Source organism: Brevundimonas sp. KH_058 (assembly GCF_057838505.1).
The window spans coordinates 1,101,705-1,125,631 of the sequence record NZ_CM174469.1; the positions used below are offsets into that span (position 1 = coordinate 1,101,705).

The 23,927-nt window shown below is 66.8% G+C and carries 26 protein-coding genes; 13 read left to right on the forward strand and 13 right to left on the reverse strand.

What is annotated here, in order from left to right; translation table 11 throughout:
• Positions 1-25: 25 nt before the first annotated feature.
• The gene (locus AC3ISA_RS05255) at positions 26-1,810 is read right to left on the reverse strand and encodes a glycoside hydrolase family 15 protein (protein WP_489179639.1); all 1,785 of its coding nucleotides are present in this window, start codon (positions 1,808-1,810) and stop codon (positions 26-28) included.
• 4 nt (positions 1,811-1,814) lie between these two features.
• Positions 1,815-2,573: a trehalose-phosphatase gene (otsB, locus tag AC3ISA_RS05260; RefSeq protein WP_489179640.1), complete on the reverse strand. Its 759-nt coding sequence runs from the start codon at positions 2,571-2,573 to the stop codon at positions 1,815-1,817.
• 168 nt (positions 2,574-2,741) lie between these two features.
• Here otsB and AC3ISA_RS05265 point away from each other — a divergent pair, with 168 nt between their 5' ends.
• The 9 genes from AC3ISA_RS05265 to truA all read left to right on the forward strand — a co-directional run bounded on the left by AC3ISA_RS05265 (position 2,742) and on the right by truA (position 9,915).
• The gene (locus AC3ISA_RS05265; RefSeq protein ID WP_489179641.1) at positions 2,742-3,734 is read left to right on the forward strand and encodes a KpsF/GutQ family sugar-phosphate isomerase; all 993 of its coding nucleotides are present in this window, start codon (positions 2,742-2,744) and stop codon (positions 3,732-3,734) included.
• Between the two features lies 1 nt (position 3,735).
• Positions 3,736-4,989 carry a glycosyltransferase family 4 protein gene (locus tag AC3ISA_RS05270; RefSeq protein ID WP_489179642.1) on the forward strand — a complete coding sequence of 418 codons (1,254 nt, stop codon included), beginning with the start codon at positions 3,736-3,738 and terminating at the stop codon, positions 4,987-4,989.
• A 60-nt stretch (positions 4,990-5,049) separates the two neighbouring features.
• The gene (locus AC3ISA_RS05275) at positions 5,050-6,222 is read left to right on the forward strand and encodes a polysaccharide biosynthesis/export family protein (protein WP_489179643.1); all 1,173 of its coding nucleotides are present in this window, start codon (positions 5,050-5,052) and stop codon (positions 6,220-6,222) included.
• A 4-nt stretch (positions 6,223-6,226) separates the two neighbouring features.
• Positions 6,227-6,799 (forward strand): hypothetical protein, encoded by a 573-nt coding sequence (locus AC3ISA_RS05280; protein WP_489179644.1) that lies wholly within the window; start codon positions 6,227-6,229, stop codon positions 6,797-6,799.
• A 34-nt stretch (positions 6,800-6,833) separates the two neighbouring features.
• Entirely contained in the window at positions 6,834-7,235 is a 402-nt protein-coding gene (locus tag AC3ISA_RS05285; RefSeq protein ID WP_489179645.1) for an acyl-CoA thioesterase, read from the forward strand.
• A gap of 60 nt (positions 7,236-7,295) precedes the next feature.
• A complete protein-coding gene (gene def / locus AC3ISA_RS05290) occupies positions 7,296-7,874 on the forward strand; it encodes a peptide deformylase (RefSeq protein ID WP_346495694.1) in 579 nt (192 codons plus the stop codon).
• Positions 7,874-8,152, forward strand: coding sequence for a hypothetical protein (locus tag AC3ISA_RS05295; RefSeq protein WP_236547456.1), 279 nt, complete (start codon positions 7,874-7,876; stop codon positions 8,150-8,152). The genes def and AC3ISA_RS05295 overlap by 1 nt, the downstream gene beginning before the upstream one ends.
• A gap of 96 nt (positions 8,153-8,248) precedes the next feature.
• Entirely contained in the window at positions 8,249-9,172 is a 924-nt protein-coding gene (gene fmt / locus AC3ISA_RS05300; protein ID WP_489179646.1) for a methionyl-tRNA formyltransferase, read from the forward strand.
• Positions 9,172-9,915, forward strand: coding sequence for a tRNA pseudouridine(38-40) synthase TruA (truA, locus tag AC3ISA_RS05305; protein WP_489179647.1), 744 nt, complete (start codon positions 9,172-9,174; stop codon positions 9,913-9,915). The genes fmt and truA overlap by 1 nt, the downstream gene beginning before the upstream one ends.
• Before the next feature lie 18 nt (positions 9,916-9,933).
• Here truA and AC3ISA_RS05310 read toward each other — a convergent pair whose 3' ends face one another.
• From AC3ISA_RS05310 to AC3ISA_RS05325, 4 genes are all read right to left on the reverse strand, one after another.
• Positions 9,934-10,977: an aspartate-semialdehyde dehydrogenase gene (locus AC3ISA_RS05310; protein WP_372693329.1), complete on the reverse strand. Its 1,044-nt coding sequence runs from the start codon at positions 10,975-10,977 to the stop codon at positions 9,934-9,936.
• 415 nt (positions 10,978-11,392) lie between these two features.
• Positions 11,393-12,610, reverse strand: a complete 1,218-nt coding sequence (gene fabB, locus AC3ISA_RS05315; RefSeq protein WP_489179648.1) for a beta-ketoacyl-ACP synthase I — start codon at positions 12,608-12,610, stop codon at positions 11,393-11,395.
• A 66-nt stretch (positions 12,611-12,676) separates the two neighbouring features.
• Positions 12,677-13,210 carry a 3-hydroxyacyl-[acyl-carrier-protein] dehydratase FabA gene (gene fabA / locus AC3ISA_RS05320; RefSeq protein ID WP_372693327.1) on the reverse strand — a complete coding sequence of 178 codons (534 nt, stop codon included), beginning with the start codon at positions 13,208-13,210 and terminating at the stop codon, positions 12,677-12,679.
• Positions 13,211-13,279: 69 nt separating this feature from the next.
• Positions 13,280-13,864: an SH3 domain-containing protein gene (locus AC3ISA_RS05325; RefSeq protein WP_489179649.1), complete on the reverse strand. Its 585-nt coding sequence runs from the start codon at positions 13,862-13,864 to the stop codon at positions 13,280-13,282.
• A gap of 68 nt (positions 13,865-13,932) precedes the next feature.
• Between AC3ISA_RS05325 and AC3ISA_RS05330 the strand changes: the two genes are divergently transcribed.
• Positions 13,933-14,919, forward strand: coding sequence for a 2-hydroxyacid dehydrogenase (locus AC3ISA_RS05330; RefSeq protein WP_135193985.1), 987 nt, complete (start codon positions 13,933-13,935; stop codon positions 14,917-14,919).
• Here the strand turns inward: AC3ISA_RS05330 and AC3ISA_RS05335 are convergent.
• Entirely contained in the window at positions 14,916-16,124 is a 1,209-nt protein-coding gene (locus AC3ISA_RS05335; protein ID WP_489179650.1) for a DUF6880 family protein, read from the reverse strand. The two genes, AC3ISA_RS05330 and AC3ISA_RS05335, sit on opposite strands and share 4 nt — an antisense overlap.
• Positions 16,125-16,245: 121 nt before the next feature.
• On the opposite strand from AC3ISA_RS05335, the gene AC3ISA_RS05340 reads away from it, so the two are divergent.
• Positions 16,246-16,497, forward strand: coding sequence for a hypothetical protein (locus AC3ISA_RS05340; RefSeq protein ID WP_489179651.1), 252 nt, complete (start codon positions 16,246-16,248; stop codon positions 16,495-16,497).
• 3 nt (positions 16,498-16,500) lie between these two features.
• On the opposite strand, the gene AC3ISA_RS05345 is transcribed toward AC3ISA_RS05340, so the two are convergent.
• The 3 genes from AC3ISA_RS05345 to AC3ISA_RS05355 form a co-directional block, all read right to left on the reverse strand.
• A complete protein-coding gene (locus tag AC3ISA_RS05345; RefSeq protein WP_372693322.1) occupies positions 16,501-17,238 on the reverse strand; it encodes a HesA/MoeB/ThiF family protein in 738 nt (245 codons plus the stop codon).
• Between the two features lie 45 nt (positions 17,239-17,283).
• Positions 17,284-17,694, reverse strand: coding sequence for a BLUF domain-containing protein (locus AC3ISA_RS05350; RefSeq protein WP_489179652.1), 411 nt, complete (start codon positions 17,692-17,694; stop codon positions 17,284-17,286).
• Positions 17,695-17,793: 99 nt separating this feature from the next.
• Positions 17,794-18,195, reverse strand: a complete 402-nt coding sequence (locus tag AC3ISA_RS05355) for a BLUF domain-containing protein (protein ID WP_489179653.1) — start codon at positions 18,193-18,195, stop codon at positions 17,794-17,796.
• Positions 18,196-18,328: 133 nt separating this feature from the next.
• Here AC3ISA_RS05355 and hslV point away from each other — a divergent pair, with 133 nt between their 5' ends.
• On the forward strand, positions 18,329-18,889 hold the full coding sequence (hslV, locus tag AC3ISA_RS05360; RefSeq protein WP_135193991.1) for an ATP-dependent protease subunit HslV: 561 nt from the start codon (positions 18,329-18,331) through the stop codon (positions 18,887-18,889).
• A 13-nt stretch (positions 18,890-18,902) separates the two neighbouring features.
• On the opposite strand, the gene AC3ISA_RS05365 is transcribed toward hslV, so the two are convergent.
• Positions 18,903-19,484: a ClpP family protease gene (locus AC3ISA_RS05365; protein ID WP_489179654.1), complete on the reverse strand. Its 582-nt coding sequence runs from the start codon at positions 19,482-19,484 to the stop codon at positions 18,903-18,905.
• The gene (locus tag AC3ISA_RS05370) at positions 19,484-19,690 is read right to left on the reverse strand and encodes a hypothetical protein (protein ID WP_372693319.1); all 207 of its coding nucleotides are present in this window, start codon (positions 19,688-19,690) and stop codon (positions 19,484-19,486) included. The genes AC3ISA_RS05365 and AC3ISA_RS05370 overlap by 1 nt, the downstream gene beginning before the upstream one ends.
• A gap of 164 nt (positions 19,691-19,854) precedes the next feature.
• On the opposite strand from AC3ISA_RS05370, the gene hisS reads away from it, so the two are divergent.
• The gene (gene hisS, locus AC3ISA_RS05375) at positions 19,855-21,345 is read left to right on the forward strand and encodes a histidine--tRNA ligase (RefSeq protein ID WP_489179655.1); all 1,491 of its coding nucleotides are present in this window, start codon (positions 19,855-19,857) and stop codon (positions 21,343-21,345) included.
• Between the two features lie 366 nt (positions 21,346-21,711).
• Here hisS and AC3ISA_RS05380 read toward each other — a convergent pair whose 3' ends face one another.
• Positions 21,712-23,835, reverse strand: a complete 2,124-nt coding sequence (locus AC3ISA_RS05380) for a M13 family metallopeptidase (RefSeq protein WP_489179656.1) — start codon at positions 23,833-23,835, stop codon at positions 21,712-21,714.
• Positions 23,836-23,927 lie beyond the last annotated feature (92 nt).

Genomic DNA, 23,927 nt, shown 5'->3' on the forward strand with positions numbered 1-23,927 from the left:
CGACCCCAGCCCCGGGGCCCGAACATTAACGCACATCGGTCCACGAACGGCTCAACAGCACGGCGCAATTGATAATGCCGACCAGGGAATAGGTCTGCGGATAGTTGCCCCACAGCTCGCCGTCGTCGATCGAGATGTCCTCGCTCAACAGGCCCGCAGCCGTGCGGCGGCTCAGCATTTCCTCGAAAATGGTTCTCGCCTCCTCGATCCGGCCGTTCTGGTGCAAGGCCTCGATGAACCAGAAGGTGCAGAAGTTGAAGGCGGTCTCCGGTTCACCGAAATCGTCCGGCTCGACGTAGCGGAATAGGAACGGACCCTTCTTCAGATCGCGTTCGATGGCGTCGAAGGTGGCGACCTGACGCGGATCGTGCGCCTCCAGGAAGCCCAGATCGGTCATCTGCAGCAGGGAGGCGTCCAGTTCACGCCCGCCGAAGCTGGCGGCGAACCGCCCCTCGTCCGGCAGATAGGCCTCGGCCTCGATCCGCTCACGGATGATCTGCGCCCGCGCACGCCAGAACTCGCCTCGATCCGGCAGGCCCAGATGGTCCGCCGCCTTGGCAAGCCGGTCGCAGGCGGCCCAACACATGACGGAGGAATAGGTGTGGACCCGCGCGATGGTGCGGAACTCCCACAGGCCGGCGTCGGTCTGATCGTGCATGGCGAAGGCCCGCTCGCCGATGGTCTCCAACGCGTGGAAATCTTCGAGAGTGCCAGGACGCAGCAACCGCGCGTCGTAGAAGGCCTGAACCAGCGGAAGTACAATCTGTCCGTACACGTCATGTTGCAGATGCTCGTGCGCCTGATTGCCGATCCGCACCGGCTTCATGCCGCGATAGCCCGCGACCGTATCGACGATGCTCTCGCCGATGCCGGGCTCAAGACCCACGCCATAGACCGGCTGGACGTGACCTCCGGCGGAATCGTCGACCAGGTTCCTCAGATAGACCAGGTAGTTCTCAAGGATGTCCACCGCGCCCAGGCGATTCAGCGCCCGCACCGTGTAATAGGCGTCGCGGATCCAGCAGTAGCGATAGTCCCAGTTGCGCCCGCTCTCCTTGAACTCGGGCACCGAGGTCGTCATGGCGGCGACGATGGCGCCGGTCTCTTCATAGGCGCACAGCTTCAGCGTGATCGCCGCGCGGATCACCGCCTCCTGATAGTCCAGCGGCAGATAGAGTTTGCGCACCCAGTCCTGCCAATAGGCCACCGTCCGGTCCAGCGCGCCCTGCACCCCGTGACCGACATCCTGGTCATAGCCCTCGTCCGGCCCCAGGAAGAAGGCGTGGGGCCGCTCAAGCCGGAACACCCGTTCCTCCAGCACATGCGACACCGGACAATCGGTCGTCAGGCGGAAGGTGACGTCGGCGCACATATAGCGGATGTGGTTGGAGCCGGAGGTATAGGGCGCCGGTCGCGCGCCCCAGTCCGTCGAGGGTCGCAACCGCACGCGAATGCGCGGCGTTCCCGACAGCGGCCGCACCATCCGGGCAAAGGCTAGTGGACGATAGGTGCGGGCATGTTTGGGATGGCGCGGGGCGAAGTCGATGATCTCTGCGCTCGAACCGTCCTCGGCCGTCATCACCGTGCGCAAGACCGGGGTGTTGCGGACATAGGCCTGATCGATGGACTTCACGTCCTCCATCTCGATGGCCCAGAAACCGTGCTCGGGTTCCTCGCCGTCCATCAGGGCGGAAAAGACAGGGTCGCCGTCCACGCGCGGCGCGCAGGCCCAGACGAAGCGGCCCTGACGGTCGATCAGGGCGCTGACGCCGCAGTTGCCGATGGGGAAGAGATCAAGATTGGGCTTCATCGGTTCAGGCCTTCGCTACGGCTTCAAGCCAGGTCAGTACGGCGTCGACATCGTCCAGGCGGTAACGCGCCGCCGTCTCGCGTTCCGGGCCGACCAGCACGCCATAGCCGCCTAGCGCCGCGGCCGCCTCGAATCCATATTCGTCGGTCAGGTCGTCGCCTAGCATGACCGGGACCGCGCCCTTGAACGGCGCCTCCTGCATGAAGGCGGTGACGGCCGTGCCCTTGTCGGCGCCGGGCGTCTTCAGTTCCAGCACCATATGGCCCGGCTGCAGCGTCAACCCCGTCTCAACCTGAAGCTCGGTGGCCAGGCCCTTGGCGGCGCCTGCTTCGTCCGGAGCCTGACGATAATGCAGGCCGACGGATACGCCCTTGTCCTCGACGATCACGCCCGGCCGGCCGGCGGCGAATTCCTCGAAGGCGTCCAGCGCCTGGGCGACCCCCGCGTCGGCCGTCTTGCGCTCGATCGAGCCGTCCTTCAGCCGCCGCTCCAGCCCATGCACGCCCGAGCCGGACACCAGGGCGTGGTCGGAGATACGGTCGATCTCGGCGATGGTTCGGCCGCTGACGATGGCGACCCGGCCCGACAGCCGCGCCTCGACCGCCTTCAGCGCCGCCGTGCGGCGAGGGGTCGGCACGACGGCGCCCGGCGTCGGCGCCATCGGCGCCAAGACGCCGTCCATGTCCAGGAACAGGGCGATCCCGTCGGCGACGACGGGCGGTGATGGGAGCAATAGCGCGGCGGCTCCGGCGTGAGACGGCATTGACGATCGGTTCTCTATGTTGGCTTCCCCGTCACCGTAACGCGCCAATGCGGCAAAGGTTGACCCGAAACCGACAAAGTCGTCTGAAAGGACGCGTTGCGTACGATCTTCGATTACGGCAGATCGCGCGTCTCGAAGAAGGAGAGCCCGGTTGCGGGCCGTCACAGCATGACCGAGATCATCCACTCCACGCCCGAAGACATCGCCGCCATGACTGATCGCGCACGCGAGGTCGTCCGGTTGAACATCGAGGCGCTGGAGGCGCTGGAGCGTTCGATCGACGTCTTGATGGCCCGCGCGGTCGATGTGATCATGAGCCGACCCGGCTATGTCGTCGTCACCGGAATGGGCAAGTCGGGCCATATCGGCAACAAGATCGCCGCGACCCTGGCCTCGACCGGCACCAACGCCTTCTTCGTCCACCCCGCCGAAATGAGCCATGGCGACCTGGGGATGCTGCGCCCCGACGTTACCCTGCTGGCGCTGTCCAACTCAGGCGAGAGCCGCGAACTGCGCGATCCGCTGATCTATTGCCAGCGCAACAACATTCCCGTCATCGCCATCACCCAGCGCCCCGCCAGCTTCCTGGGCCGCAACGCCGCCGTCTGCCTGACCATGCCCAGCGTCGCCGAGGCCTGTCCCAATGGCCTGGCGCCGACGACCTCGACCCTGATGGCCCTGGCCCTGGGCGATGCGCTGGCGATGGTGCTTATGGACCGTCGCGAGTTCACGGCGATGGATTTCGGCCTGCACCACCCCGGCGGCGCCCTGGGCATGAGCCTGCAAAGCGTGCGCGAATGGATGGGCGACAACGCCGCCGTCCCGGCCAGCGTCGCGCTGAACGCCGACTTCCGCGAGGTCGTCTCGGCCATCACCGAGGGTCGAAAGGGCGCCGTGGCCGTGCTGACCGACGACGGCGCCCTGGCAGGCATCGTCACCGACGGCGACCTGCGCCGCGCCTTCCAGCGCGACACCACCAATTTGACGGCGGCAGACATCATGGGCGCCAACCCGATTACGGTCGATCCTGACGCCCGCATGAGCGATGTCGTCGACCTGCTGACCGCCAACAAGATCGCCAACCTGTTCGTGGTCGAGGACGGACGCCCCACCGCCATCGTCCATATCGCCGAACTTATGCAGGCCGGTTACGTCGCCTGAGATGCGCATTCTGTACGACGCCAGCCGGCTGATGAGCCGGGCCGACCGCTCCGCCCCGACCGGCGTGGACCGGGTCTGTCTGGCCTATGCCGAATGGCTGCTGGCCTCGCCGAACGTGACGACCATTCCGGTGCGCGGTCGCAAGAACCGGCTCGTCGCCGTCGAGATCGGCTGGTTCCGGCGGTTTGTCATCGATCTGCGCGCCAAGTGGAACGGCGCCGCCAGCGCGCCCGCCGACCTGGCGCACGAGCAGCGCTTGTTGGCGGCTTTGACCGCAGAGACCCAACCCGCCGAATCGGTGCTGGGCGCACCCCCGGCTCTTGTTCAAGAGAAGCCCGCCGACAAGGCTCGCGTGCTGAAGCAGTTCTTCCGCTCGCGCCATGTCGCGCCCCTGCCGGACGCCGACCTCTATCTGACCGTAGGCCACACCACCCTGCACGATCCGGCGACGCTTCAGGACCTTGAAGCGGCCGGAATCGAGCGGGTCGTCCTGATCCATGACCTGATCCCCGTGACCCATCCCGAGTTCTGCCGCCCTGGCGACGGGGAGAAACACCACGCCCGCGTCGCCAACACCCTGCGTCACGCCAGCCGAATCATCGTCAACTCGGCCTATACGGGCGAGGAACTGCGCGCCTTCGCTCAGCGTGAGCAACTGCCCCTGCCGCCCGTCCACGTCGCCCACCTGGGGCTGGAGCCGGCCTTCGTCGCGGGCGACGCCGTCACGGCGCCCCGCCCCTATTTCGTCCACGTCGGCACGATCGAGGCGCGCAAGAACCTGGCCCTGCTGCTGACCTTGTGGCGCCGACTGGAAGAGCGGCTCGGCGACAAGACCCCCTCGCTGGTGCTGGTCGGTCGCTATGGCTGGGAGAACGAAGCGGTGCTGGACCACCTGCAACGCTCGCCCAATCTTCAGGGCGTGGTGCATCAGGCCTCCAACCTGTCCGACGCCGTTCTGGCTCGACTGATGCGAGGCGCGCGTGCGGTGCTGGCGCCGTCATCCGTCGAGGGGTTCGACCTTCCGGCGGTCGAGGCCTGCGCCATGGGCCTGTCCCTGATCGCCTCCGACATCGCGCCGCATCGCGAGCTGACACCGAGCGCCGAGTTGATTGACCCATTGGACGGCCTGGGCTGGCTGGCCGCCATCGAGCGCGCGACGCAGGCAGCGCCGCCCCCGCCGCCAACCTATGTCGCGCCCGACTGGCCGGGGCATTTCCGCATCGTCGCCGACGCCATCGGCCTTGAACACGCCTAGCCTCTGGCGAGCGCGCTCAAAGGCTTGTAATCAATCCGCGAACAAGGGCTAACCAGCTTCATGACGCGCACCATCCTGCCGCTTGCCATCGTCGCCATTCTGGGCGGCTGCTCCACTCTGCCGCGCGACGGGCCGTCGGGCGCCTCGGTCAACGCCGGGGCCACGACCGCCTCGGCCCTGGGCAGCTATGCCCTGGTGCCCCTGACCTATGAGGTCACAGAGCGGATGAAACAGGTTCCGCCTCAGTTCTTCGGCACCCTGGCCGCGGGGTCCAGCGATCAACCGGCCGATGTGATCGGTGAAGGCGATACGCTGGCCATCTCGATCTTCGATCCGTCGGGTTCACTGTTCGGCGGATCCCTGGTGTCTGGGTCGTCGTCCAGCCGCACGAATACGACCCTGTCCGGCGGCAACCAGGCCCTGCCTGGCGCCACCGTCGATCGCAGCGGCTCGGTGATGATTCCGTTCGGCGGACAGGTTCGCGTCCAGGGCCTGACCTCGACCCAGGCGGCGTCGGCGATCCGGCGCTCGTTGGTCGGCAAGGTCGCCAATCCGCAGGTGCTGGTGTCGATCGCCGGCAACGCCTCCAACACCGTCAATGTCCTGGGCGACGTGCGCCAACCGGGTCGCGCGCCCCTGGGCGTCAACAGCAACCGCATCCTGGACGTCATCGCTGCGGCCGGCGGCTCGGCCCGCACCACCGACGACCTGACCATCTCGATCCAGCGCGAGGGCCGGACCTACACCGCCCCCCTGTCGGCCGTGACGACCGAGTTCGGCGAAAACGTCCGCCTGCAACGCGGCGACGTGGTCAATGTCCAGTACAAGCCCCGCCGCTTCTCGACCTTCGGCGGCCTGAACGCCGTGGCCCAGGTCGACATGCCGGCCGGCCCCATGACCCTGACCGGCGCCATGTCCAAGGTCGGCGGTCTGAACACCAACACCGCCAACGCCCGCCGGGTGCTGATCTTCCGCTTCGAACGGCCCGAGGTGGCCCAGGCCCTGGGCATCAGCCAGCCCGCCACTCCACGGGGCGTGCCTGTCGTCTATCAACTGGACTTCAGCGACGCCGCCAATGTCTTCGCCGCCACCAACATGCAGGTCATGCCGGAAGACGTGATCTATGTGCCCCTGGCCGGCGCCGCCGAAATGCGGAAATTCTTCGAGGTCGTTCAGAGCCTGACCCGCGTCGTCTATGACGTGTCGGTGACCAGCGCGCTCAACACCAACTGACGTCATGGACAAACGGCGGGCGCTGCTTTCGGGTCTGTTTTCACGCAGGTCCAAGACTGCGCCTGCCGACGATCACAACGATCCGTTCGAACGCCCCGCCGACCTCGAACCCGCCGCGCCCGACGCCCTCAGCCTGGCGCTCGACGAGGTCGAGGCCGGCGCGCTCGACATCTACGCCAGCGCCGGCCTGCCGACGCAGCCCGGTCATTATCGGCGCGAACCCGACAGCGAGGACTGGACGTTTCTGTCCGCCGACCTTGGGCCGGAACAGCGGTTCGCCCTGACTTTGGAATATCCGCCGGAACAGGGTTGGCGGTTCGCCCGACTTCAGGATCTGGGCGCACGGTCAGAGCGCGAAGATCTCCGGGCCGCCGCCCGTCTGTTGGGCGATGTGGCCGCATTGCGAAACTCTCGACGTGAAATCCTGACCCAGGATCATCTGATGACGGCGATGGAGCTGGGCGCCGCCTGGCGCGCGTTGCGCGACGCCCAGGCCGTGCGAAACTGCCGTCTGACGCTTTCTGTGCCGGCCCGGACAAGATCGCTCAAAGGCGACAAGCCGCCAAAGCCGCGCTAGAGACCCCGCCTCCCCGAACAGCAGGCCCTCTTCCATGTCCGACACCCCCGAACACCCGCCCGAATATCAGCCCGTCGGCCGCATCATCGCCATGCCTGCCGACACCAACCCCGAGGGCGACATCTTCGGCGGCTGGTTGCTGGCCCAGATGGACGTCGCGGGCGCGACGCCGGCGTTCGAACTGGCCTGCGGACGCTGCGCGACCGTGGCGCTGGACGGCATGGTCTTCCATAAACCGGTCTCCGTCGGCGACGAGGTCAGCATCTACGCCCACGTCATCGGCTCGGGCCGCACCTCGATCCGCGTCCACGTGGAGGCCTGGAAGCGCGCACGGGGCCAACCCCAGGCCGCTTCGGTGCGGGTGACCCAGGGCGTCTTCACCTATGTCGCCATCGACGAACACCGCAAACCTCGCGCGCTTCCTGGCAAGGAATAGGGCCGGCGAGGAATAGGCGCAAATCTTGACCTTGGGCCGGGTCGGGCCTACGTCCCGGCCATGGCCATCCGACGTATCCTCACCATCGACATCCCCGCCGACCTGGCGATCCTGAAACAGGTTTCCACCCCCGTCGCGGCGGTGGACGACGCCGTCCGCGCCCTGATGGATGATATGCTGGAGACCATGTACGACGCACCCGGCATCGGTCTGGCCGCCGTGCAGATTGGCGCCCTGGACCGGGTCATCGTCATGGACCTTGGCGATCGCGACGGCACGATCCCCGAAACCGAGGAAGAGGACACCCCCGAGGCGTTCGAAGCCCGCAAGAACCCGCGCTTTTTCGCCAACCCCGAAATCCTGTGGACCTCAGACGAACTCTACACCTACGAGGAGGGCTGCCTGTCGATCCCCGAGTATTTCGACAAGGTGGAACGCCCGGCCCGCGTCCGCATTCGCTATCTGAACCGTGACGGTCAGTCGGTGGAGGAAGAAGCCGAAGGCCTCTATGCCGTCTGCATCCAGCACGAAATGGACCACCTTAACGGCGTGCTCTTCATCGACCATCTGTCGCGTCTCAAGCGGGATCGCGCCGTGACCAAGGTCAAGAAGGCCGCCCGCGACAGGATCGCCGCCTGATGACCAAGATCGTCCGCCCCGAACGTATCGAACGCGCCGCGCGCCGCATCGCGCCGTCCATTCCGCGCGGCCGATCGCTGATCATCGATTCCTCGGGCCGCCGTCGTCTGACCCGCAGCCAGAAGATCGGCGTCGCCGGTGTCGCGACCCTGGCCGGCGTGGCCCTGCTGGGCGTGGTGGCGGGCCTTCTGCTGGACAAGCTGCTCGATTTCGACGACGCCCTGGACGCTGGCGGCGAATGGGACGAGGGCGGCGGCGTCTTCACCCGCTGGCAGTAGGCGGCCTAAACCTCTTTCTTCGAGCGTATGATTCACGCTCCGGCCTGAACCGCATTGCGGTTCCGTCCGAAACGATCATGCTCTAAAGGCCTGCCCATGCGCCTTGCCTTCATGGGAACTCCCGATTTCGCCGTTGCGTCTCTGGCCGAGCTTATCGCTTCGGGCCACGAGATCGTCGCCGTCTATTCGCAGCCGCCACGCCCCAAGGGCCGGGGCCAGAAGCTGACGCCGTCGCCGGTTCACGCCTTCGCTGAGACCATGGGCCTGCCCGTCTTCACGCCCGACAGCATGAAGGCGCCCGACACCATCGCCGCCTTCCAGAGCCTGGACCTCGACGCCGCCTGCGTTGTCGCCTATGGCCAGATCCTCAAGGCCGAGGTGCTGGATGCGCCCCGCCTGGGCTGTTTCAACCTGCATGGATCGCTGCTGCCTCGCTGGCGCGGCGCGGCGCCGATCCAGCGCGCCATCATGGCCGGCGACGCCCAGACCGGCGTCCAGATCATGCAGATGGGCGTCGGCCTGGACGAAGGCCCCATCCTGTTGACCGAACTGATGGATATCCGCGCCGACGACACGGCCGCGACCCTGTCCGAGCGCATGTCCCATGTCGGCGCCGGCCTGTGGCCCCGGGCGCTGGCCGCCATCGAGCGCGGCAGCGTCACGCCGTCGGAGCAGGTCGGCGAGCCGACCTACGCCAGGAAAATCACTCCCGCCGAAGCCCGCATTGACTGGACACGCCCGGCCGCCGAGGTGGACGCCCATATCCGCGGCCTGTCGCCCTTCCCCGGCGCCTGGTTCGAAGCGCCGTCAGAGACGGGGCCTGTGCGCGTGAAAGCCCTACTGTCGGCCCTGGCGGACGGATCGGGCGCGGCGGGCGAAACCTTGGACTACGCCCTGACCGTGGCCTGCGGGACCGGCGCCGTGCGCCTGATCCGCGTCCAGCGCGAGGGCAAGGCGGCGCAATCGGCTGACGAGATGCTGCGCGGCTTTGCGTTGCCGGCCGGGACCGCGCTCGGCTGATGCCGCGCTACAAGCTGACCATCGAATACGACGGCACGGCCTACAACGGCTTCCAGGCCCAGGACGGCCAGCCGACGGTTCAGGGCGCGCTGGAGGCCGCCATCCACGCCTTCTCGGGCGAGCGGATCCGCATCGCCGCCGCCGGCCGCACCGACACCGGCGTCCATGCGACCGCCCAGGTCATCCACGCCGATCTGGAACGCGACTGGCCCGTCGATACGGTGTTGAACGCCATGAACGCCCATCTGATAAAACAGGATGTCTGCATCCTGTCGGCGGATTATGCACCCGATCCCGATTGGCACGCCCGGTTCTCGGCGACTGGTCGGGGCTATCTATATCGGATACTCAACCGCCGCCCCCAGCCGGTACTGGAGCGCGACCGCGTCTGGCACGTCAAGAAGACCCTGGACGCCGAGGCCATGCACCACGCGGCCCAGGTCCTGGTCGGCCATCACGACTTCACCACCTTCCGCGACATGGGCTGCCAGTCCAAATCGCCGGTTCGCACCCTGGACGTGGCTCGCGTCTCCCGCTTCGGCGAGGAAGTGCATCTGGTGTTTCAGGCGCGCAGCTTCCTGCACCGCCAGGTCCGGTCGATGGCTGGCACCCTGGTTGAGGTCGGCCTGGGCCGCTGGACCGCCCATGACATGAAACAGGCGCTGGAGGCGAAGGACCGCGCCCGGTGCGGCCCCGTCGCCCCCTCGGCGGGGCTCTATCTCAGCGGCGTGCGCTACGACTGACCCCCGCCTGTCGGGTTATCAGCCGCGCTGCTGCACCAGAACCTCGGCGATCTGAACCGCGTTCAGGGCCGCGCCCTTCCGCAGATTGTCGTTGGAGACAAACAAGGCCAGGCCGTGCTCGACCGTCGGATCGGGGCGGACGCGACCGACGAAGACCGGATCCTTGCCCGTGGCGTCCAGCGGATTGGGCACAGCCGTCACCACCACGCCCGGCGCCTGGCCCAACAGCTCCAGCGCCTGGGCCGCCGACAGCGGACGCTCGAACTCGACATTGATGGATAGCGAATGGCCGGTGAAGACTGGCACACGCACGCAGGTGCCGGACACAGGCAGGCCGGGGATCTCCAGAATCTTGCGGCTCTCGTCGCGCAGCTTCAGCTCCTCGTCGGTATAGCCGTCCTCACTCAGGGTGTAGTTCAAGGCCACCACATTGGCGGCGATCGGCACCACCCACTTCTCGGGCGTGCCGAAGTCGGCGGCTGATCCGTCACGGGCCAGATCCGCCCCCTTGCCGACGGCGGCGCGCGACTGATCCTCCAGCACGCGAATGCCCTCGATCCCGCCGCCCGACACAGCCTGATAGGTCGAGACGGTCAGACGCTTCAGGCCCGCCGCGTCGTGCAGAGGCTTCAGCACCGGCATGGCCGCCATGGTGGTGCAGTTGGGGTTGGCGATGATCCCCTTGGGCAGGTTGGCCAGGGCGTGGGGGTTCACCTCGGCGACCACCAGCGGCACCTCGGGGTCGTTGCGCCAGGCCGAGGAATTGTCGATCACCACCGCGCCGGCCGCCGCCACCCTGGGCGCCAGGGCCTTGGACGTGTCGCCGCCGGCCGAGAAGAAGACGATGTCCAGACCGGCGTAATCGGCCGTCGCCGCATCCTCGACCACGACATCGGTCTCGCCGAAGCGGACAGTCTTGCCCGCTGACCGGGCCGATGCGAACAGGCGCAGCGAGGCCAGCGGGAAGTTCCGCTCGGCCAGCAAGCCGCGCATCATCTCGCCGACGAGGCCGGTGGCGCCGACGATGCCGACGTGGGGCGGATTGGACGGGGAAAAGGACATGGAAGGCGTCTCCTGGAAGGATGGAGGCGCGGGGTTCAGCCGGATCGACCGCCCCGCGCATCGGCGGGGCTTGGGATCGGGGTTCGGCGCTTCAGACCTTGCGAACACCCGAAACCGCCCCGCCGAAGCCGGTGGTTTTCGTGGTAATCGTTTTGGTCATGAGCATGGACACGGCGACGCTCTCTAAGGACGAGAATCGGTCGTGTAAACTGGCGTTGGCGAAAGAATCGTTATGACTGGAAGCTTCAACGCCTCAATCGCGCAATAAGTCGCCAATCCAACCCCGTCGTCATCCTCGGGCTTGACCCGAGGATCGGAGGTTCCGCCGCGCTGCGCCTGATCCCAGCGCACAGCCCGATCACCACACGGTCCTCGGGTCAAGCCCGAGGATGACGGGGGCGAGGGTAAGCGGGCCTCAGACCTTCGACAGGATCAGCGTGCCGTTCGTTCCGCCGAAGCCGAAGCTGTTGGACATGACGTGGGTCAGTTCGCCTTCGTGGCGCTGACGCAGGATCGGCATGCCTTCGAACGCCGGATCGAGATTTTCGATATGGGCGCTCTCGGCGGCGAAGCCGTTCTGCATCATCAGCAGGCAGTAGATGGCTTCCTGCGCGCCCGCGGCGCCGAGCGAGTGGCCCGTCAGCGACTTGGTCGAGGAGATCATCGGCATCTGGTCACCGAAGACGGCGCGCACGGCCTCCATCTCCTTTGAATCGCCGACCGGGGTCGAGGTGCCGTGCGGGTTCAGGTAATCGATCCGGGGATTGCCGGCCTGTTCCAGCGCGATCTTCATGCAGCGCTGGGCGCCCTCGCCCGACGGGGCGACCATGTCGTGACCGTCGGCGTTGGCGCCGTATCCGGTGACTTCGGCATAGATGGTCGCGCCGCGCGCCTTGGCCCGCTCGTATTCTTCCAGCACCACGATGCCGGCGCCGCCGGCGATGACGAAGCCGTCGCGGTTGACGTCATAGGCGCGCGAGGCGACCGACGGATTGTCGTTGAAGTCGGACGACATGGCGCCCATGGCGTCGAACATGTTCGACATGGACCAGTCGATGTCCTCGCAACCACCGGCGAAGACCACGTCCTGCTTGCCCCACTGGATCTGTTCGACCCCGGCGCCGATGCAGTGAGCCGACGTCGCGCAGGCCGAGCTGATCGAATAGTTGACGCCGCGCATCTGGAACCAGGTCGACAGCACCGCCGAGGGGCCGGACGCCATGGCCTTGGGCACCGCGAACGGGCCGATGCGCTTGGGCGAGCCGCGCTCGACCGTGGTGGCCGCAGCCTGCAGGATGACCTGGGTCGAGGGACCGCCTTCGCCGACGATCAGGCCGATGCGGTCGTCCTTGATCTCGTCCGCCGTCATGCCCGACGACTTCAGCGCCTCTTCAAAGGCGATGTGCCCCCAGGCCGTGCCGTTGGCCAGGAAACGGGCCGCGCGACGGTCCACCAGCTCCTCCCACGGGCCGATCTTGGGCGGCGCCCAGACCTGGCTGCGGAAGCCGTATTTGGCGTGATCGGGGGCATGGACGACGCCCGAACGGGCTTCGCGCAGGGACTGGGTGACCTCTTCGGCGCCGTGGCCGATGGAGGAGACGATGCCCAGGCCGGTGACGACGACACGACGCATGGTGTTTCCTTCTCAAATGCTTCCTGGTCCGAAGACCGTCCGCCTTGTTCGCGGTTATATAGGGGCTTAAGCGCCCGCCGCCTCATCCTTGGCGCCGAACAGGCCGACCCGCATGTCGTTGCAGGTGTAGATGACCTGGCCGTCGGCCTCCAGCACGCCGTCGGCGATGCCCATGACCAGTTTGCGGTTGATAACGCGCTTCAGGTTGATCTTATAGACCACCTTCTTGATGTCCGGCGTGACCTGGCCGGTGAACTTGACCTCGCCGACGCCCAGGGCGCGGCCCTTTCCGGGGCCGCCGATCCAGCCCAGGTAGAAGCCGACCAGCTGCCACATGGCGTCCAGGCCCAGGCAGCCCGGCATGACGGGGTCGCCGATGAAGTGGCACTGGAAGAACCAGAGCTCGGGATTTATGTCCAGTTCCGCCTCGACATAGCCCTTGCCGTGCTCGCCGCCGTCCGCGTTGATCGTCGTGATCCGGTCGAACATCAGCATCGGCGGGGCAGGCAGCTGAGCGTTGCCGGGACCGAACAGCTCGCCGCGGCCCGAGGCCAGCAGGGCCTCATGATCGAAGGACGAAGGATATTGGGACTGGGTCAAGGCGCTTCCGTTTCTTAAGGCGTTGCGCGCGGGTTACACGACCGCGCCGCTTCGCTCAACAGCAGGGCTTCAGTTGCGGCCCGTGCCGGCCGGCCGATTGGCGTTGCACAGCGCCCGTTCCTGGGTTCCGAACACCGCCCGCTGCGCCACCCAGCCTCCCAGTCGCCGCGCCCGGACCTTACACCAGCCCTCTTCGCATTCGTCCAGCGACACCAAGGCGCGCGGCGACAGACGCGCCCGCACCGAGGCCGTTTCCGACCGGCCCGACCGGATCGGCACTTCCTGAGCGGTGGTGTTGAAGACATAGCGGCGGCCGGACGACACGGTGCGATGGATCCAGGCGACGGCGCCGTCCGGGTCGCAGATCTTGCGCCATTCCGTCGTCTCGGAGATCACCTGAACGGGCAGTCCCGCGGCGCGATATTCCCACAGAATCGGATAATCCAGCCCCGGCCCCTGGCGCGCGCGGACGTGCGAGGACTTCAGCGAAATCCAGCGCGGCACTTCAAGCCCCGTGGGCGTAGGGCGGCCGTCAGGCATGGTGGCGCCCGCGCTGGCCATCACGCCCAGGCCCCCAAAAGCCGAAGTGACGGCGAGAACGATGGCGATGCGGCGTCGCAGGCTTTGGAAGATGGCGGCGGCTTTGCTAGACACTGAATGGAACGACCCGTCGCGCGGGCTTTCGATCCGTCTGAATCGCCGCCCGCAAACCAAGGCCCGCAATGTCCGCCCGCAAGCTTAAGGTCGTATTAACCAGACGCCTGCCCGACGCGGTGGAAACGCGGATGCGCGAGCTGTTCGACGCCGAACTGAACCTGAAGGACCAGCCGATGGACCGCGCCGCGCTTCAGGCCGCCGTACAACGCGCCGAGGTTCTGGTCCCGACCATCACCGACGTCATCGACGCCGAGTTGATCAATGGCGCGGGCGAGCAGTTGAAGATGATCGCCAACTTCGGCGCCGGCGTGGACCATATCGACATCGACGCGGCCGTGGCGCGCGGCATCATCGTCACCAACACACCCGGCGTCCTGACCGAGGACACCGCCGACCTGGCCATGAGCCTGATCCTGGCCGTCAGCCGCCGCATCGTCGAAGGCGCCCAGGTGGTGGCCGAGGGCCGGTTCGAGGGCTGGACCCCGACCTGGATGTGCGGGCGCAAGCTGTGGGGCAAGCGGCTGGGCATCGTCGGCATGGGCCGGATCGGCCAGGCCCTGGCCCGCCGCGCCAAGGCCTTCGGGCTCCAAGTCCACTACCACAACAGGAAACCCGTCCCCGCCCTGATCGAAGAAGAGCTGGGCGCCACCTATTGGGACGATCTGGACCAGATGCTGGCGCGGATGGACATCGTCTCGCTGAACTGCCCGGCGACCAGGGACACCCACCATCTGCTGTCGGCCGAGCGTCTGGCCCGGCTTCAACCTCACGCCATCCTGATCAACACCGCGCGCGGCGAACTGATTGACGAGGCGGCCCTGGCCCAGGCCGTCGCGATGCGCGCACTGTCCGGCGTCGGCCTGGACGTGTTCGAGAACGAGCCGGACATCCATCCCGGCCTGCTGGGCCAACCCAACGTCGTCCTGCTGCCCCACCTGGGCTCCGCCACCCTGGAAGCGCGCCAGGACATGGGCGACCGCGTCATCGCCAACGTCATGACCTACCAGAACGGCCACCGCCCGCCGGACCGCGTCATCCCTGCGATGCTTTAGGCCGACGCCAGCAACCGCTCGGCCGCGTCCGGATATTTCTGTGCCAGCCGCGCCGCCCAATCCGACTTTAGCGGCAACGGCGTGCGAACCTCGCGGATGCGGCGTTCGACCAGGGCCGCCGCCTCGCGGTGGGCGGGCCAGTCCATCAGGAAGCCCAGCGCCGTCTCGAAATCGGCATAGGCTGCGGCGTGCGCCAGGGCGCGGTCCAGCGCCTCCACGTCGTCGAAGTCCGGCAGGCGCGCCAGATAGGCCCTCAGCACCGGCGCCGACAGGTCGCGTTCGAACATCGACCAGCGCAGATCCTGAGCCTCGTCCTTGCGACCCTCGGCTTCCATCAGGTCGATCGAGGTCGCCTCCCAGGCCGGCGTCAGCACGGGCGGCCCAGCCTGGGGCGACCGGCCGAAGGTCCATCGCCGATTGCCCGCCGAGGGCTTGAGCGCCGCCTCCAGCGCCTGACGCGCCTCCGGAACACGGTCGGCGACCAGCAGCCGCTTGGCCATCACCGCCGCGAAGTCCGGCGAGCCCCGCTCCTCCGGCGTCGTCAGCGACAGCCACAGATCAAGATCGCCGGCCCGGTCCGCCAGCCGCCGCATCACCGTCCGCATTCCGCGCGCGCTCGACGCCTTGTCCAGATGGTCCAGCAGCCGCCTGGCCAAATCCGCCGTCAGGTCATCGCCGCCCGCCCCGATCCAGCGGGCGTATTCCAGCGGCTGACGCTCCACCGCCTGGGCCAGAGGCGCGATGGCCTTCTCATCCGCCTGAACCGCCACCTCGGCGATGCGCCACAGATTGGGCGCCGCCGTTTCGAACGTTGCCGCCACCTCACCCTTCTGATCCTTGACCCGCGTCGCCAGCCCGCGAAACAGGTCGAACCAGGCGATCAACCGCTCCAGCCCCGCTCCCGGCGCCGCCACGGCCAGATCGTCGATGACGGCTTCACGCAGAATCTCCAGATCGCGCAGCAGGTCGGGCCGTTTCCGCCACGACACCCGCGCCCGGCTGGCGGCGATGGTCGACAGACGCTTGTCCAGTTCCAGCGCCAGCAGGTCCGGCCCGGCCTCGGCCGCCAGCACAAGCCTGAGACGGCGCTTCAGGATGGCGTCCGCGTCGGCCGCCTGCATCAGCAGTTCGCCCAGGCGATCCGCCCCCAACCCGCTCAGATTGGCGGCGTTCAGGCGTTTGGGCGAGGCGGGACGTCGGGCCATCGGGCCTCCTTTTTCACAAGTCTGTCGGACCGGACTCACACGGCTGTCGAAAACCACGGGCAGGGGAGGAACCGCCGCGAGCGGGCTTCGTTTCCGGCGGCGTATTCGAGGAAGTGTTGCGTTGGACTCCTACTATTGCATCGTCAACCTGCCCGGCGTTCCGGTGCGGGACATCTGCGTCCTCGACGCGGTTCACGACACGGCGGCCAATCACGCGCTGGAAGGCGTGGCCCGCAACTGGGTCGGGTTCGAGACCCTGTATCTCTACTGCGGCGAGCGGCTGGTGACGGTGCTAAGCAACCCCGCCCTGGGCTTCGCCGCACCCCTGCCCGACTTTGATCTGGCCGACGTCCGCTTCGCCACGGCCGCCTGAGGCTCAGCCGCCGCAGGTCGGGCAATGGGGATCCGCCGCGACCCGCACGGTCCTCGCCGTTCCCGCCAGACCGTCATAGAGCAGCAGCCGTCCGGTCAGGACCTCGCCCGCGCCTGTGATCAGCTTGATGACCTCCAGCGCGGCCATCGACCCGATCACACCCGCCAGGGCCCCCACGACGCCGACCCGTGAACAGGTCTCCGCATCCGGCGGAACCTCCGACACCAGGCATTGATAGCAGGGCCGGCCCGCAAACACCCCGACCTGACCGTTCCAGCGTCCCAGCGCCCCCGACACCAACGGCTTGCCCACCGCCACGCAGGCCGCATTGACCCACAGCCGGGTCTGGAAATCGTCTGTCCCGTCCAGGACGATGTCGAAGGCCCCGACCCGCACCTGCGCATTCTCGGCCGTCAGCCGCTCGGCAAAGGTCTCGATGGAGACATGGGGATTCAGCCCCTCCAGCCTCTGCTGCGCCGCCTCGACCTTGGGCCGGCCGACCTCCGCCGTGGAAAAGGCGATCTGACGCTGAAGATTGGACAGGCCGACGACATCGTCGTCGATCAGGCCCAGCGTCCCGACACCCGCCGCAGCCAGATAGAGGGCCGCCGGAGATCCCACGCCGCCCGCGCCGACGATCAGCACCCGCGCGCGTTTCAGCGCCTGCTGCCCCGGCCCGCCCACTTCGGACAGGACGAGGTGGCGCGCATAGCGTTCGACTTCGTCTTCGGAAAAGATCACCGTCCCATCTAGCCATCCAAACGGCGGTGCGCGAGGGGCGCCGCGCTAAACGGCGTCGGCCGTCGTCTGAACCAAACCCAACAACAGGCGATCCACCTCGGCTGGGACGTCCGCCTGCGTCATATCGGTCGCCAGAAAGGCCTCGACCTCAGGTGTCGCTTCCAGCCGCCCCATGGCCCAGGCGGGAAACAGTCGTTCCGAGATCGGTTGGTCCGAAAGAATGCACAGATTGTCGTGGCGGCGGTCTTTGCTCACCCGCGCCATGACGCGGTTCAGATCGGCGCGCGCCCCTTCGAGAATCTGAAGGAATCGCCCGTCGTGGCGCATTAGCACGCCGGTCAGATGGTCGCGGCGATTGTTCTGTTCGGACACACCGATGATGTCGATCAGGGGCATAAGGCCTGAGCCGACCGACCCGGTCGCCTCGCTGAGATAGACAATACGGAACAACGCCATAACCACTCTATACGCAACTCAGGGCCAAGGCCCGACGTGTGACAGCTAGGCGATCGGGGTTAACAGAAGGCGCCGCCTCAGGGGCGGATTAGGGGCGGGTCAGGCGGCCATCTTGACGTGTTCGCACGACAGCAGTTTTTCCAGTCCCGCACAGGACAGATCGCTCAACCGCCGCCCGTACAGGATGTCCCGCGCCTGGATGTCGGTGAGCGCGCAGAGCCGAGCCGTATCCCGCATCCGACGCTGCATCACCGGACGGTCTTCGAGAATGCGGATGTTGCGATGACGCGGATCGTTCGAGAGCCGCGCCAGCAGTCGGTCCAGGTCTCCGCGCGCGCCTTCCGCCATCTGGGCCGCCTCGCCCTCGTGAAACATCATGGCGCTGCTGATTTCGTCGCGGCGATTGTTGCGTTCCGAAGCGCCGAGGATTTCGGCGACCGCCTGCACCTCGTTGCCGGCCGCGCCGATCATTTCGCTCACGAAAACGACACGATAAAGCACGGCACGACCCCTGATAGCGCTAAATTCTGAGATTAGTTGTGCGTTCTAGCCATTAATGGGGTCAAAATAAGACGTCGTTATCTGAAGCGACGGCAGACTTGATGCATGCCGCCCGGCGCGCCATCTGACGGGGATGACACAGAGCGCTTCGAACTTTCCCGACTGGCACGGCACCACCATCCTGGCGGTGCGCAAGAACGGCCGCACCGTCATCGCCGGCGACGGCCAGGTCTCGATGGGGCCGACCATCGTCAAGGGCGCGGCGCGCAAGGTGCGGGTTCTGGCCGGCGGCAAGGTGCTGGCGGGCTTTGCCGGGGCCACGGCCGACGCCTTCACCCTGATCGAGCGGCTGGAGGCCAAGCTGGAACAGTATCCCGACCAGCTGGCCCGGGCCTGCGTGGACCTGGCCAAGGACTGGCGCACCGACCGCTATCTGCGTCGGTTGGAGGCCATGCTGCTGGTGGCGGACAAGTCGTCCATCTTCACCGTGACCGGGGTCGGCGACGTGCTGGAGCCGGAATACGGCGTCGCCGCCGTCGGTTCGGGCGGCAACTACGCCCTGTCAGCGGCCCGCGCCCTGATCGAGGAGACCGAGCTGGACGCCGAACAGGTCGCCCGCAAGGCGATGAAGATCGCCGCAGAGATCTGTGTTTACACCAACGGCAATCTGACGGTGGAAACGCTTCAGGCCTGACCCGGCAGCCGGGTCAGATCACGTCGGCGATGAGGCCCAGCGCCTTGGCTTCCTGTGCCTCGATATACCAATTGGCGGGGGCGCGTTGCAGCACTTCCTCCATCGTCACCGACGACCCACGCACCAGGTTCTCGAACCCTTCGTTCTGGATGGCGATTGAGTGTTCCAACTCGTTCAACATCGCCCGGACCGAGGCGATGCAGGTGGTCAGCGGGCCGGTGATGTGCAGCGCCTTATCCATCTTGCGCTCATGGATCATGACCCGCGCGCCGCGCGTCAGATAACGGTTGGGCGTGGCGAAAAAGCTCATGAACGTCGCGCCGGCGGAGTAGATCGCCGCCTTGCCCAGGAAGACCAGTCGTCGCGATGGGTTGATGTCGCTCTGAAACCGGACATCCTCGCCCATCATCCGCGCCACTTCGGGATCGCCGCCCAGCGTAGACAGCTCGATGACCGTCAGTCCGCTCTTGGGTGCAGCAGCCAACTGCTCTCGGAACCGATCGTACATTTCATAGTCGATGGCGCCGGCCAGCAGAATACGCGGCGTGTCGAACGCTTCGGCAGTCAATATGCCACTCGGCGGGTTGTCGGACATCACGCCTCCGAGGACGACGCGGCGTCGTCGCTGACCGGATAGCCCTGCGCCGAGGCCCAGGATTTCGCCTCGCCGATGGAGAAGAAGGCCTGATCGCGGATGCGTCGAGACCCGTCGGTATCGACCAGTTCGCACTCCCACCAGCGGATGGTGCGCCGGTCCGACGTGTTGCAGGTGCGGGATACGAGAAGGGCGTGTGGCGTCATGGCGCTCAACAACGGAAAGCCTGTGCCCAGGTTCCGCCCCAATGCGATTTCTCTTCGTGTAAACAAGCGCCTGTGTCAGGCAACCGACATTCGACGGTCTGGAAGTCACCGGCCGTCGCCTCATGGAATTTGCGGTGATCCGCCCCTTGGCTTAAGCGCGCGCCATGAGCACCGACACGCCGATCCGTCCCCTCGCCCGCAATCCGCGCGGTTTCGCCGACAAGCGCGGCCGCGACCTGACCGCAGAGCGGCGCATCGTCGCCCGCGTGTCCGAAGTCTATGAGCGCTGGGGCTTCGAGCCGCTAGAGACACCGGCCTTCGAATATGCCGACGCCCTGGGAAAGTTTCTGCCCGACGCCGACCGTCCCAACGAAGGCGTCTTCGCGCTTCAGGACGACGCCGGGTCGGACGAGCCGGGCGAGTGGATGGCCCTCCGCTACGATCACACTGCGCCGCTGGCCCGGTTCGCGGCCCAGACGTGGGAGACCCTGCCCAAGCCCTTCCGGCGCTATGCCTATGGTCCGGTCTGGCGCAATGAGAAGCCCGGCCCCGGCCGATTCCGGGAGTTCTGGCAGTGCGACGCCGACACGGTCGGCTCCGACCGACCCGAGGCCGACGCCGAGATCATCGCCATGGCCTGCGAAGGCCTGGCCAGCGCGGGTCTGGATGCCGGCCAAGCCCAGATCCGCGTCTCGAACCGCAAGCTGTTCGACGGCCTGTTCGACGCCGGTGGCGTGACCGAGGCCGGTCAGCGCCTGACGGCCCTGCGCGCCATCGACAAGTTCGACCGCCTGGGCTGGGAAGGCGTCGTCCAGTTGCTGGGCGAAGGCCGACTGGACGAGTCCGGCGACTATACCAAGGGTGCAAGCCTGCCGACCAAGGTCACGGCCGCCATCGAGGCCTTCCTGGACTCGGCCAACACCCCCGGCCTGACGCGGGCGCAGACCCTGGACGCCGTCGCGCGTTCCGGCGACCTGGGCGCAGCGGGCGAGGCGGCGCTGAACGAACTGGCCGCCATCGACCGGGCGCTGGCCGCCATGTCGGTCGGCCAGGAGGCCGTCAAGTTCGACCCCACCATCGTGCGCGGTCTGGAATACTACACCGGCGCCGTGTTCGAGGCTGAACTGCTGCTGGACACCGTCGACGACAAGGGGCGCCCGGTCCGCTTCGGCTCCATCGGCGGCGGCGGCCGCTATGACGACCTGGTCGCCCGCTTCACCGGCCAGAGCACGCCGGCCACCGGCTTCTCCTTCGGGGTCTCGCGCCTGGCCTCGGCTCTGCGCGCGGCGGGACGGGGCGCCGAGGACGCCGTGCGCGGCCCGGTCGTGGTCATCGTCTTCTCCGAAGACGACATGGCCCATTATCTGACCGCCGTCGCCGAACTGCGTGCTGCGGGCGTCTCCGCCGAGCTCTACCTCGGTCGCGCGGGCATGAAGGCCCAGATGAAATACGCCGACCGCCGCGGCGCCCCCGCCGTCGTCATCCTGGGCGGCGACGAGATCGCCGCTGGCGAGGTCACGATTAAGGATCTGGACGCCGGCCGCGCCGCCGCCGCCGCCATCACCGACAACGACGCCTGGAAGGCCGAACGTCCGGGCCAGATGAAGATCCCCCGCGAAGGCCTGGTCGCCGCCATCAAATCCATTATCGAATAAGCTTCGATAATAAGAGGCCCCAAAGATGAGTTATCAGCGATAAGTCGAAGAAAGTTCGACTCGGGCGGATACGGCCGTTGACGGCGCCGGGGCCGATGCGTCAAATGAACTCACTCGAGGGCAAGCGTTGCTCAAGCGCGCAGCACTCGAAGGCGTTTCGGGGAGGAAACGTCCGCTCTGCAAAGAGCGCGAAAGCCCGCTGCGATGTATCCCCCGCAGCGGGCTTTTTCGCGCCTGGAGCTTAGTTGTGACCTCTGAAAAACCTCGATAAATTGTCGGTGTGATGTCGAGGTTCGACAGGCGATTGTCGACATGAAAAAAGGCCGGGGCGAACCCCGGCCTTTCCATTCTCGAACAAGCGTCGCCTTACCAGAGGCGAACGCGTTCCTCCGGGGTCAGATAGTATTTCGTGCCCGGCTGGACGTCGAAGGCGTCGTACCAGGCGTCGACGTTGCGCAGAGGGCCGATGACCCGGAACTGGGCGGCCGAGTGCGGGTCGGTGGCGACCTGCTGCTTCAGCGCTTCGTCGCGGTATTTTGACTGCCAGACCTGGGCCCAGCCGTAGAAGAAGCGCTGGTCGCCCGTCGCCCCGTCCAGAACTGGCGCCGGCTGACCGTTCAGCGACAGATGATAAGCTTCAAGACCCACCGCCACGCCGGAGGCGTCGCCGATGTTCTCGCCCATCGTCAGGCCGGGATTGATGTGATAGCCGGCGATCGGCTCATAGGTCGCATATTGCGCGCCCAGACGCGCGGTCAGGGCCTCGAAGTTGGCCTTGTCCTCAGGCGTCCACCAGTTGCGCAGCACGCCGTCGCCGTCGGACTTGGAGCCCTGGTCGTCGAAGCCGTGGCCGATCTCGTGGCCGATCACCCCGCCGATGCCGCCATAGTTGACCGCTGCATCGCCGTTCGGATCGAAGAAGGGCGGCTGCAGGATCGCCGCCGGGAATACGATCTCGTTGTTGGCCGAGTTGTAATAGGCGTTGACCGTCTGCGGGGTCATGCCCCACTCCGACTTGTCGACCGGCGCGTTCAGGCGGGCCAGGTCATAGTTCCACTCGAACAGACCCTTGCGTTCGGCGTTGCCGACCAGGTCGTCGGAACGGACCTCCAGGCCGGAGTAGTCGCGCCACTTGTCGGGATAGCCGATCTTGACCGTGAACTTGCGCAGCTTCTCCTGCGCCGCCGCCTTGGTCTCGGTCCCCATCCACGTCAGGTTCTCAATCCGGTGCGACAGGGCTGTACGCAGATTGGCGACCAGTTCTTCCATCTTGGCCTTGGATTCGGCCGGGAAATACTGGGCGACATAGAGCCGGCCCGTGGCCTCGCCCAGCGAGCCTTCGGCGAAGGAGATGGCGCGCTTTTCGCGAGTGCGCTGCTCGGGCTGACCCGACAGGTCGCGCGACCGGAACTCCCACTGGGCGTCCGAGAACCGCTTGGACATCATGGGCGCCATGTCGTCGGCGGTGTGGAAGGCTTCCCACGCTTGCAGCAGTTCGACCGGCGTCTCGGCGTAGATGGCCGCGATCTTGGGCATGGCCGTGTCCTGACGCACGATCACGCGCGGTACGCTGCCCAGTTCGGCGGCGTCGTAATAGGCCTGCCAGGCGAAGCCGGGCGCATCCTCGGCCAGCTTGGCGATGGTGAACTCGTTGTAGGTCTTGTCGCGGTTGCGGTTCTCGGCCGGCGACCAGTGGGCCTCGGCGATCTTGCCTTCCAGGGCCACGATCTGGGCGGCGGTCTCGGTCGGGTTGGCCCAGCCGATCATGCCCAGCATGCGCGCGACATAGGCCTCGTACAGGACTTTCTTGTCGGCGAAACGGGCGTCCAGATAATAGTCGCGGTTCGGCAGGCCCAGACCCGACTGACCCGTCGAGACGACGTAGCGGGTCGGCTGTTTGGAATCGATCGTGATGCCTGTACCGAAGAAGGACGAACCGAAGCGACCGACCGTCTGGCCCATATAGACGGCCATCTTGTCATGGCTGTCGGCGGCGCGGATCGCGGCCAGATAGGGTTGCAGCGGTTGGGCGTCCAGCTGCTCGATGCGCGCCTCGTCGATGTAGGAGCGATAGGCGTCGGCGACCTTGGCCTCGTCCGAACCGGGCGCCAGGTCGGTGCGGTTCGCCAGGCCCAGCACCAGTTCCTTCATGCGGTTGTCCGACAGTTCGCGCAGCAGGGCGAACGAGCCATAGCTGGTGCGGTCCGACGGGATGACCAGCTTCTCCAGCGCCTTGCCGTTGGCGTATTGGAAGAAGTCGTCGCCCGGCTTCACCGCCGTGTCGCGCCCGGCCATGTCGAAGCCCCAGGTGCCGTAGCGAGGCGCCTCGGTGCCTTGCCAGCCTGCCGCCGTCTCTTCGCCCGAGAACAGCGAAACGATCGAGCAGGTCTCGTCGATGCAGGCGTGGTCGTGGCCGACGTCCTGCGCCAGGACGGCGCTGGCGGGCAGAAGAAGGGCGCCGACAGCAGCCCCGATAAGCAGTCTTTTCATCACGGATTCCTGGAAGCCGCCCCTGAAACGGACGGGTCGGGCCGGACCCTAGACCCGCGCGATGGGGTGTCGCCTTAAAAAAAGTTCATGAA

What these genes read in the sequence shown, in the direction of transcription:
- AC3ISA_RS05330 (WP_135193985.1), top strand. Translation starts at nt 13,933, where the DNA reads ATGTCCGCCCGCAAGCTTAAGGTCGTATTAACCAGACGCCTGCCCGAC.
- fmt (WP_489179646.1), top strand. Translation starts at nt 8,249, where the DNA reads ATGCGCCTTGCCTTCATGGGAACTCCCGATTTCGCCGTTGCGTCTCTG.
- truA (WP_489179647.1), top strand. Translation starts at nt 9,172, where the DNA reads ATGCCGCGCTACAAGCTGACCATCGAATACGACGGCACGGCCTACAAC.
- fabB (WP_489179648.1), bottom strand. Translation starts at nt 12,610, where the DNA reads ATGCGTCGTGTCGTCGTCACCGGCCTGGGCATCGTCTCCTCCATCGGC.
- AC3ISA_RS05255 (WP_489179639.1), bottom strand. Translation starts at nt 1,810, where the DNA reads ATGAAGCCCAATCTTGATCTCTTCCCCATCGGCAACTGCGGCGTCAGC.
- AC3ISA_RS05295 (WP_236547456.1), top strand. Translation starts at nt 7,874, where the DNA reads ATGACCAAGATCGTCCGCCCCGAACGTATCGAACGCGCCGCGCGCCGC.
- AC3ISA_RS05265 (WP_489179641.1), top strand. Translation starts at nt 2,742, where the DNA reads ATGACCGAGATCATCCACTCCACGCCCGAAGACATCGCCGCCATGACT.
- AC3ISA_RS05365 (WP_489179654.1), bottom strand. Translation starts at nt 19,484, where the DNA reads ATGTCCGACAACCCGCCGAGTGGCATATTGACTGCCGAAGCGTTCGAC.
- otsB (WP_489179640.1), bottom strand. Translation starts at nt 2,573, where the DNA reads ATGCCGTCTCACGCCGGAGCCGCCGCGCTATTGCTCCCATCACCGCCC.
- AC3ISA_RS05350 (WP_489179652.1), bottom strand. Translation starts at nt 17,694, where the DNA reads ATGGCGTTGTTCCGTATTGTCTATCTCAGCGAGGCGACCGGGTCGGTC.
- AC3ISA_RS05310 (WP_372693329.1), bottom strand. Translation starts at nt 10,977, where the DNA reads ATGTCCTTTTCCCCGTCCAATCCGCCCCACGTCGGCATCGTCGGCGCC.
- def (WP_346495694.1), top strand. Translation starts at nt 7,296, where the DNA reads ATGGCCATCCGACGTATCCTCACCATCGACATCCCCGCCGACCTGGCG.
- AC3ISA_RS05275 (WP_489179643.1), top strand. Translation starts at nt 5,050, where the DNA reads ATGACGCGCACCATCCTGCCGCTTGCCATCGTCGCCATTCTGGGCGGC.
- AC3ISA_RS05280 (WP_489179644.1), top strand. Translation starts at nt 6,227, where the DNA reads ATGGACAAACGGCGGGCGCTGCTTTCGGGTCTGTTTTCACGCAGGTCC.
- hslV (WP_135193991.1), top strand. Translation starts at nt 18,329, where the DNA reads ATGACACAGAGCGCTTCGAACTTTCCCGACTGGCACGGCACCACCATC.
- AC3ISA_RS05270 (WP_489179642.1), top strand. Translation starts at nt 3,736, where the DNA reads ATGCGCATTCTGTACGACGCCAGCCGGCTGATGAGCCGGGCCGACCGC.
- AC3ISA_RS05370 (WP_372693319.1), bottom strand. Translation starts at nt 19,690, where the DNA reads ATGACGCCACACGCCCTTCTCGTATCCCGCACCTGCAACACGTCGGAC.
- hisS (WP_489179655.1), top strand. Translation starts at nt 19,855, where the DNA reads ATGAGCACCGACACGCCGATCCGTCCCCTCGCCCGCAATCCGCGCGGT.
- AC3ISA_RS05335 (WP_489179650.1), bottom strand. Translation starts at nt 16,124, where the DNA reads ATGGCCCGACGTCCCGCCTCGCCCAAACGCCTGAACGCCGCCAATCTG.
- AC3ISA_RS05285 (WP_489179645.1), top strand. Translation starts at nt 6,834, where the DNA reads ATGTCCGACACCCCCGAACACCCGCCCGAATATCAGCCCGTCGGCCGC.
- AC3ISA_RS05380 (WP_489179656.1), bottom strand. Translation starts at nt 23,835, where the DNA reads ATGAAAAGACTGCTTATCGGGGCTGCTGTCGGCGCCCTTCTTCTGCCC.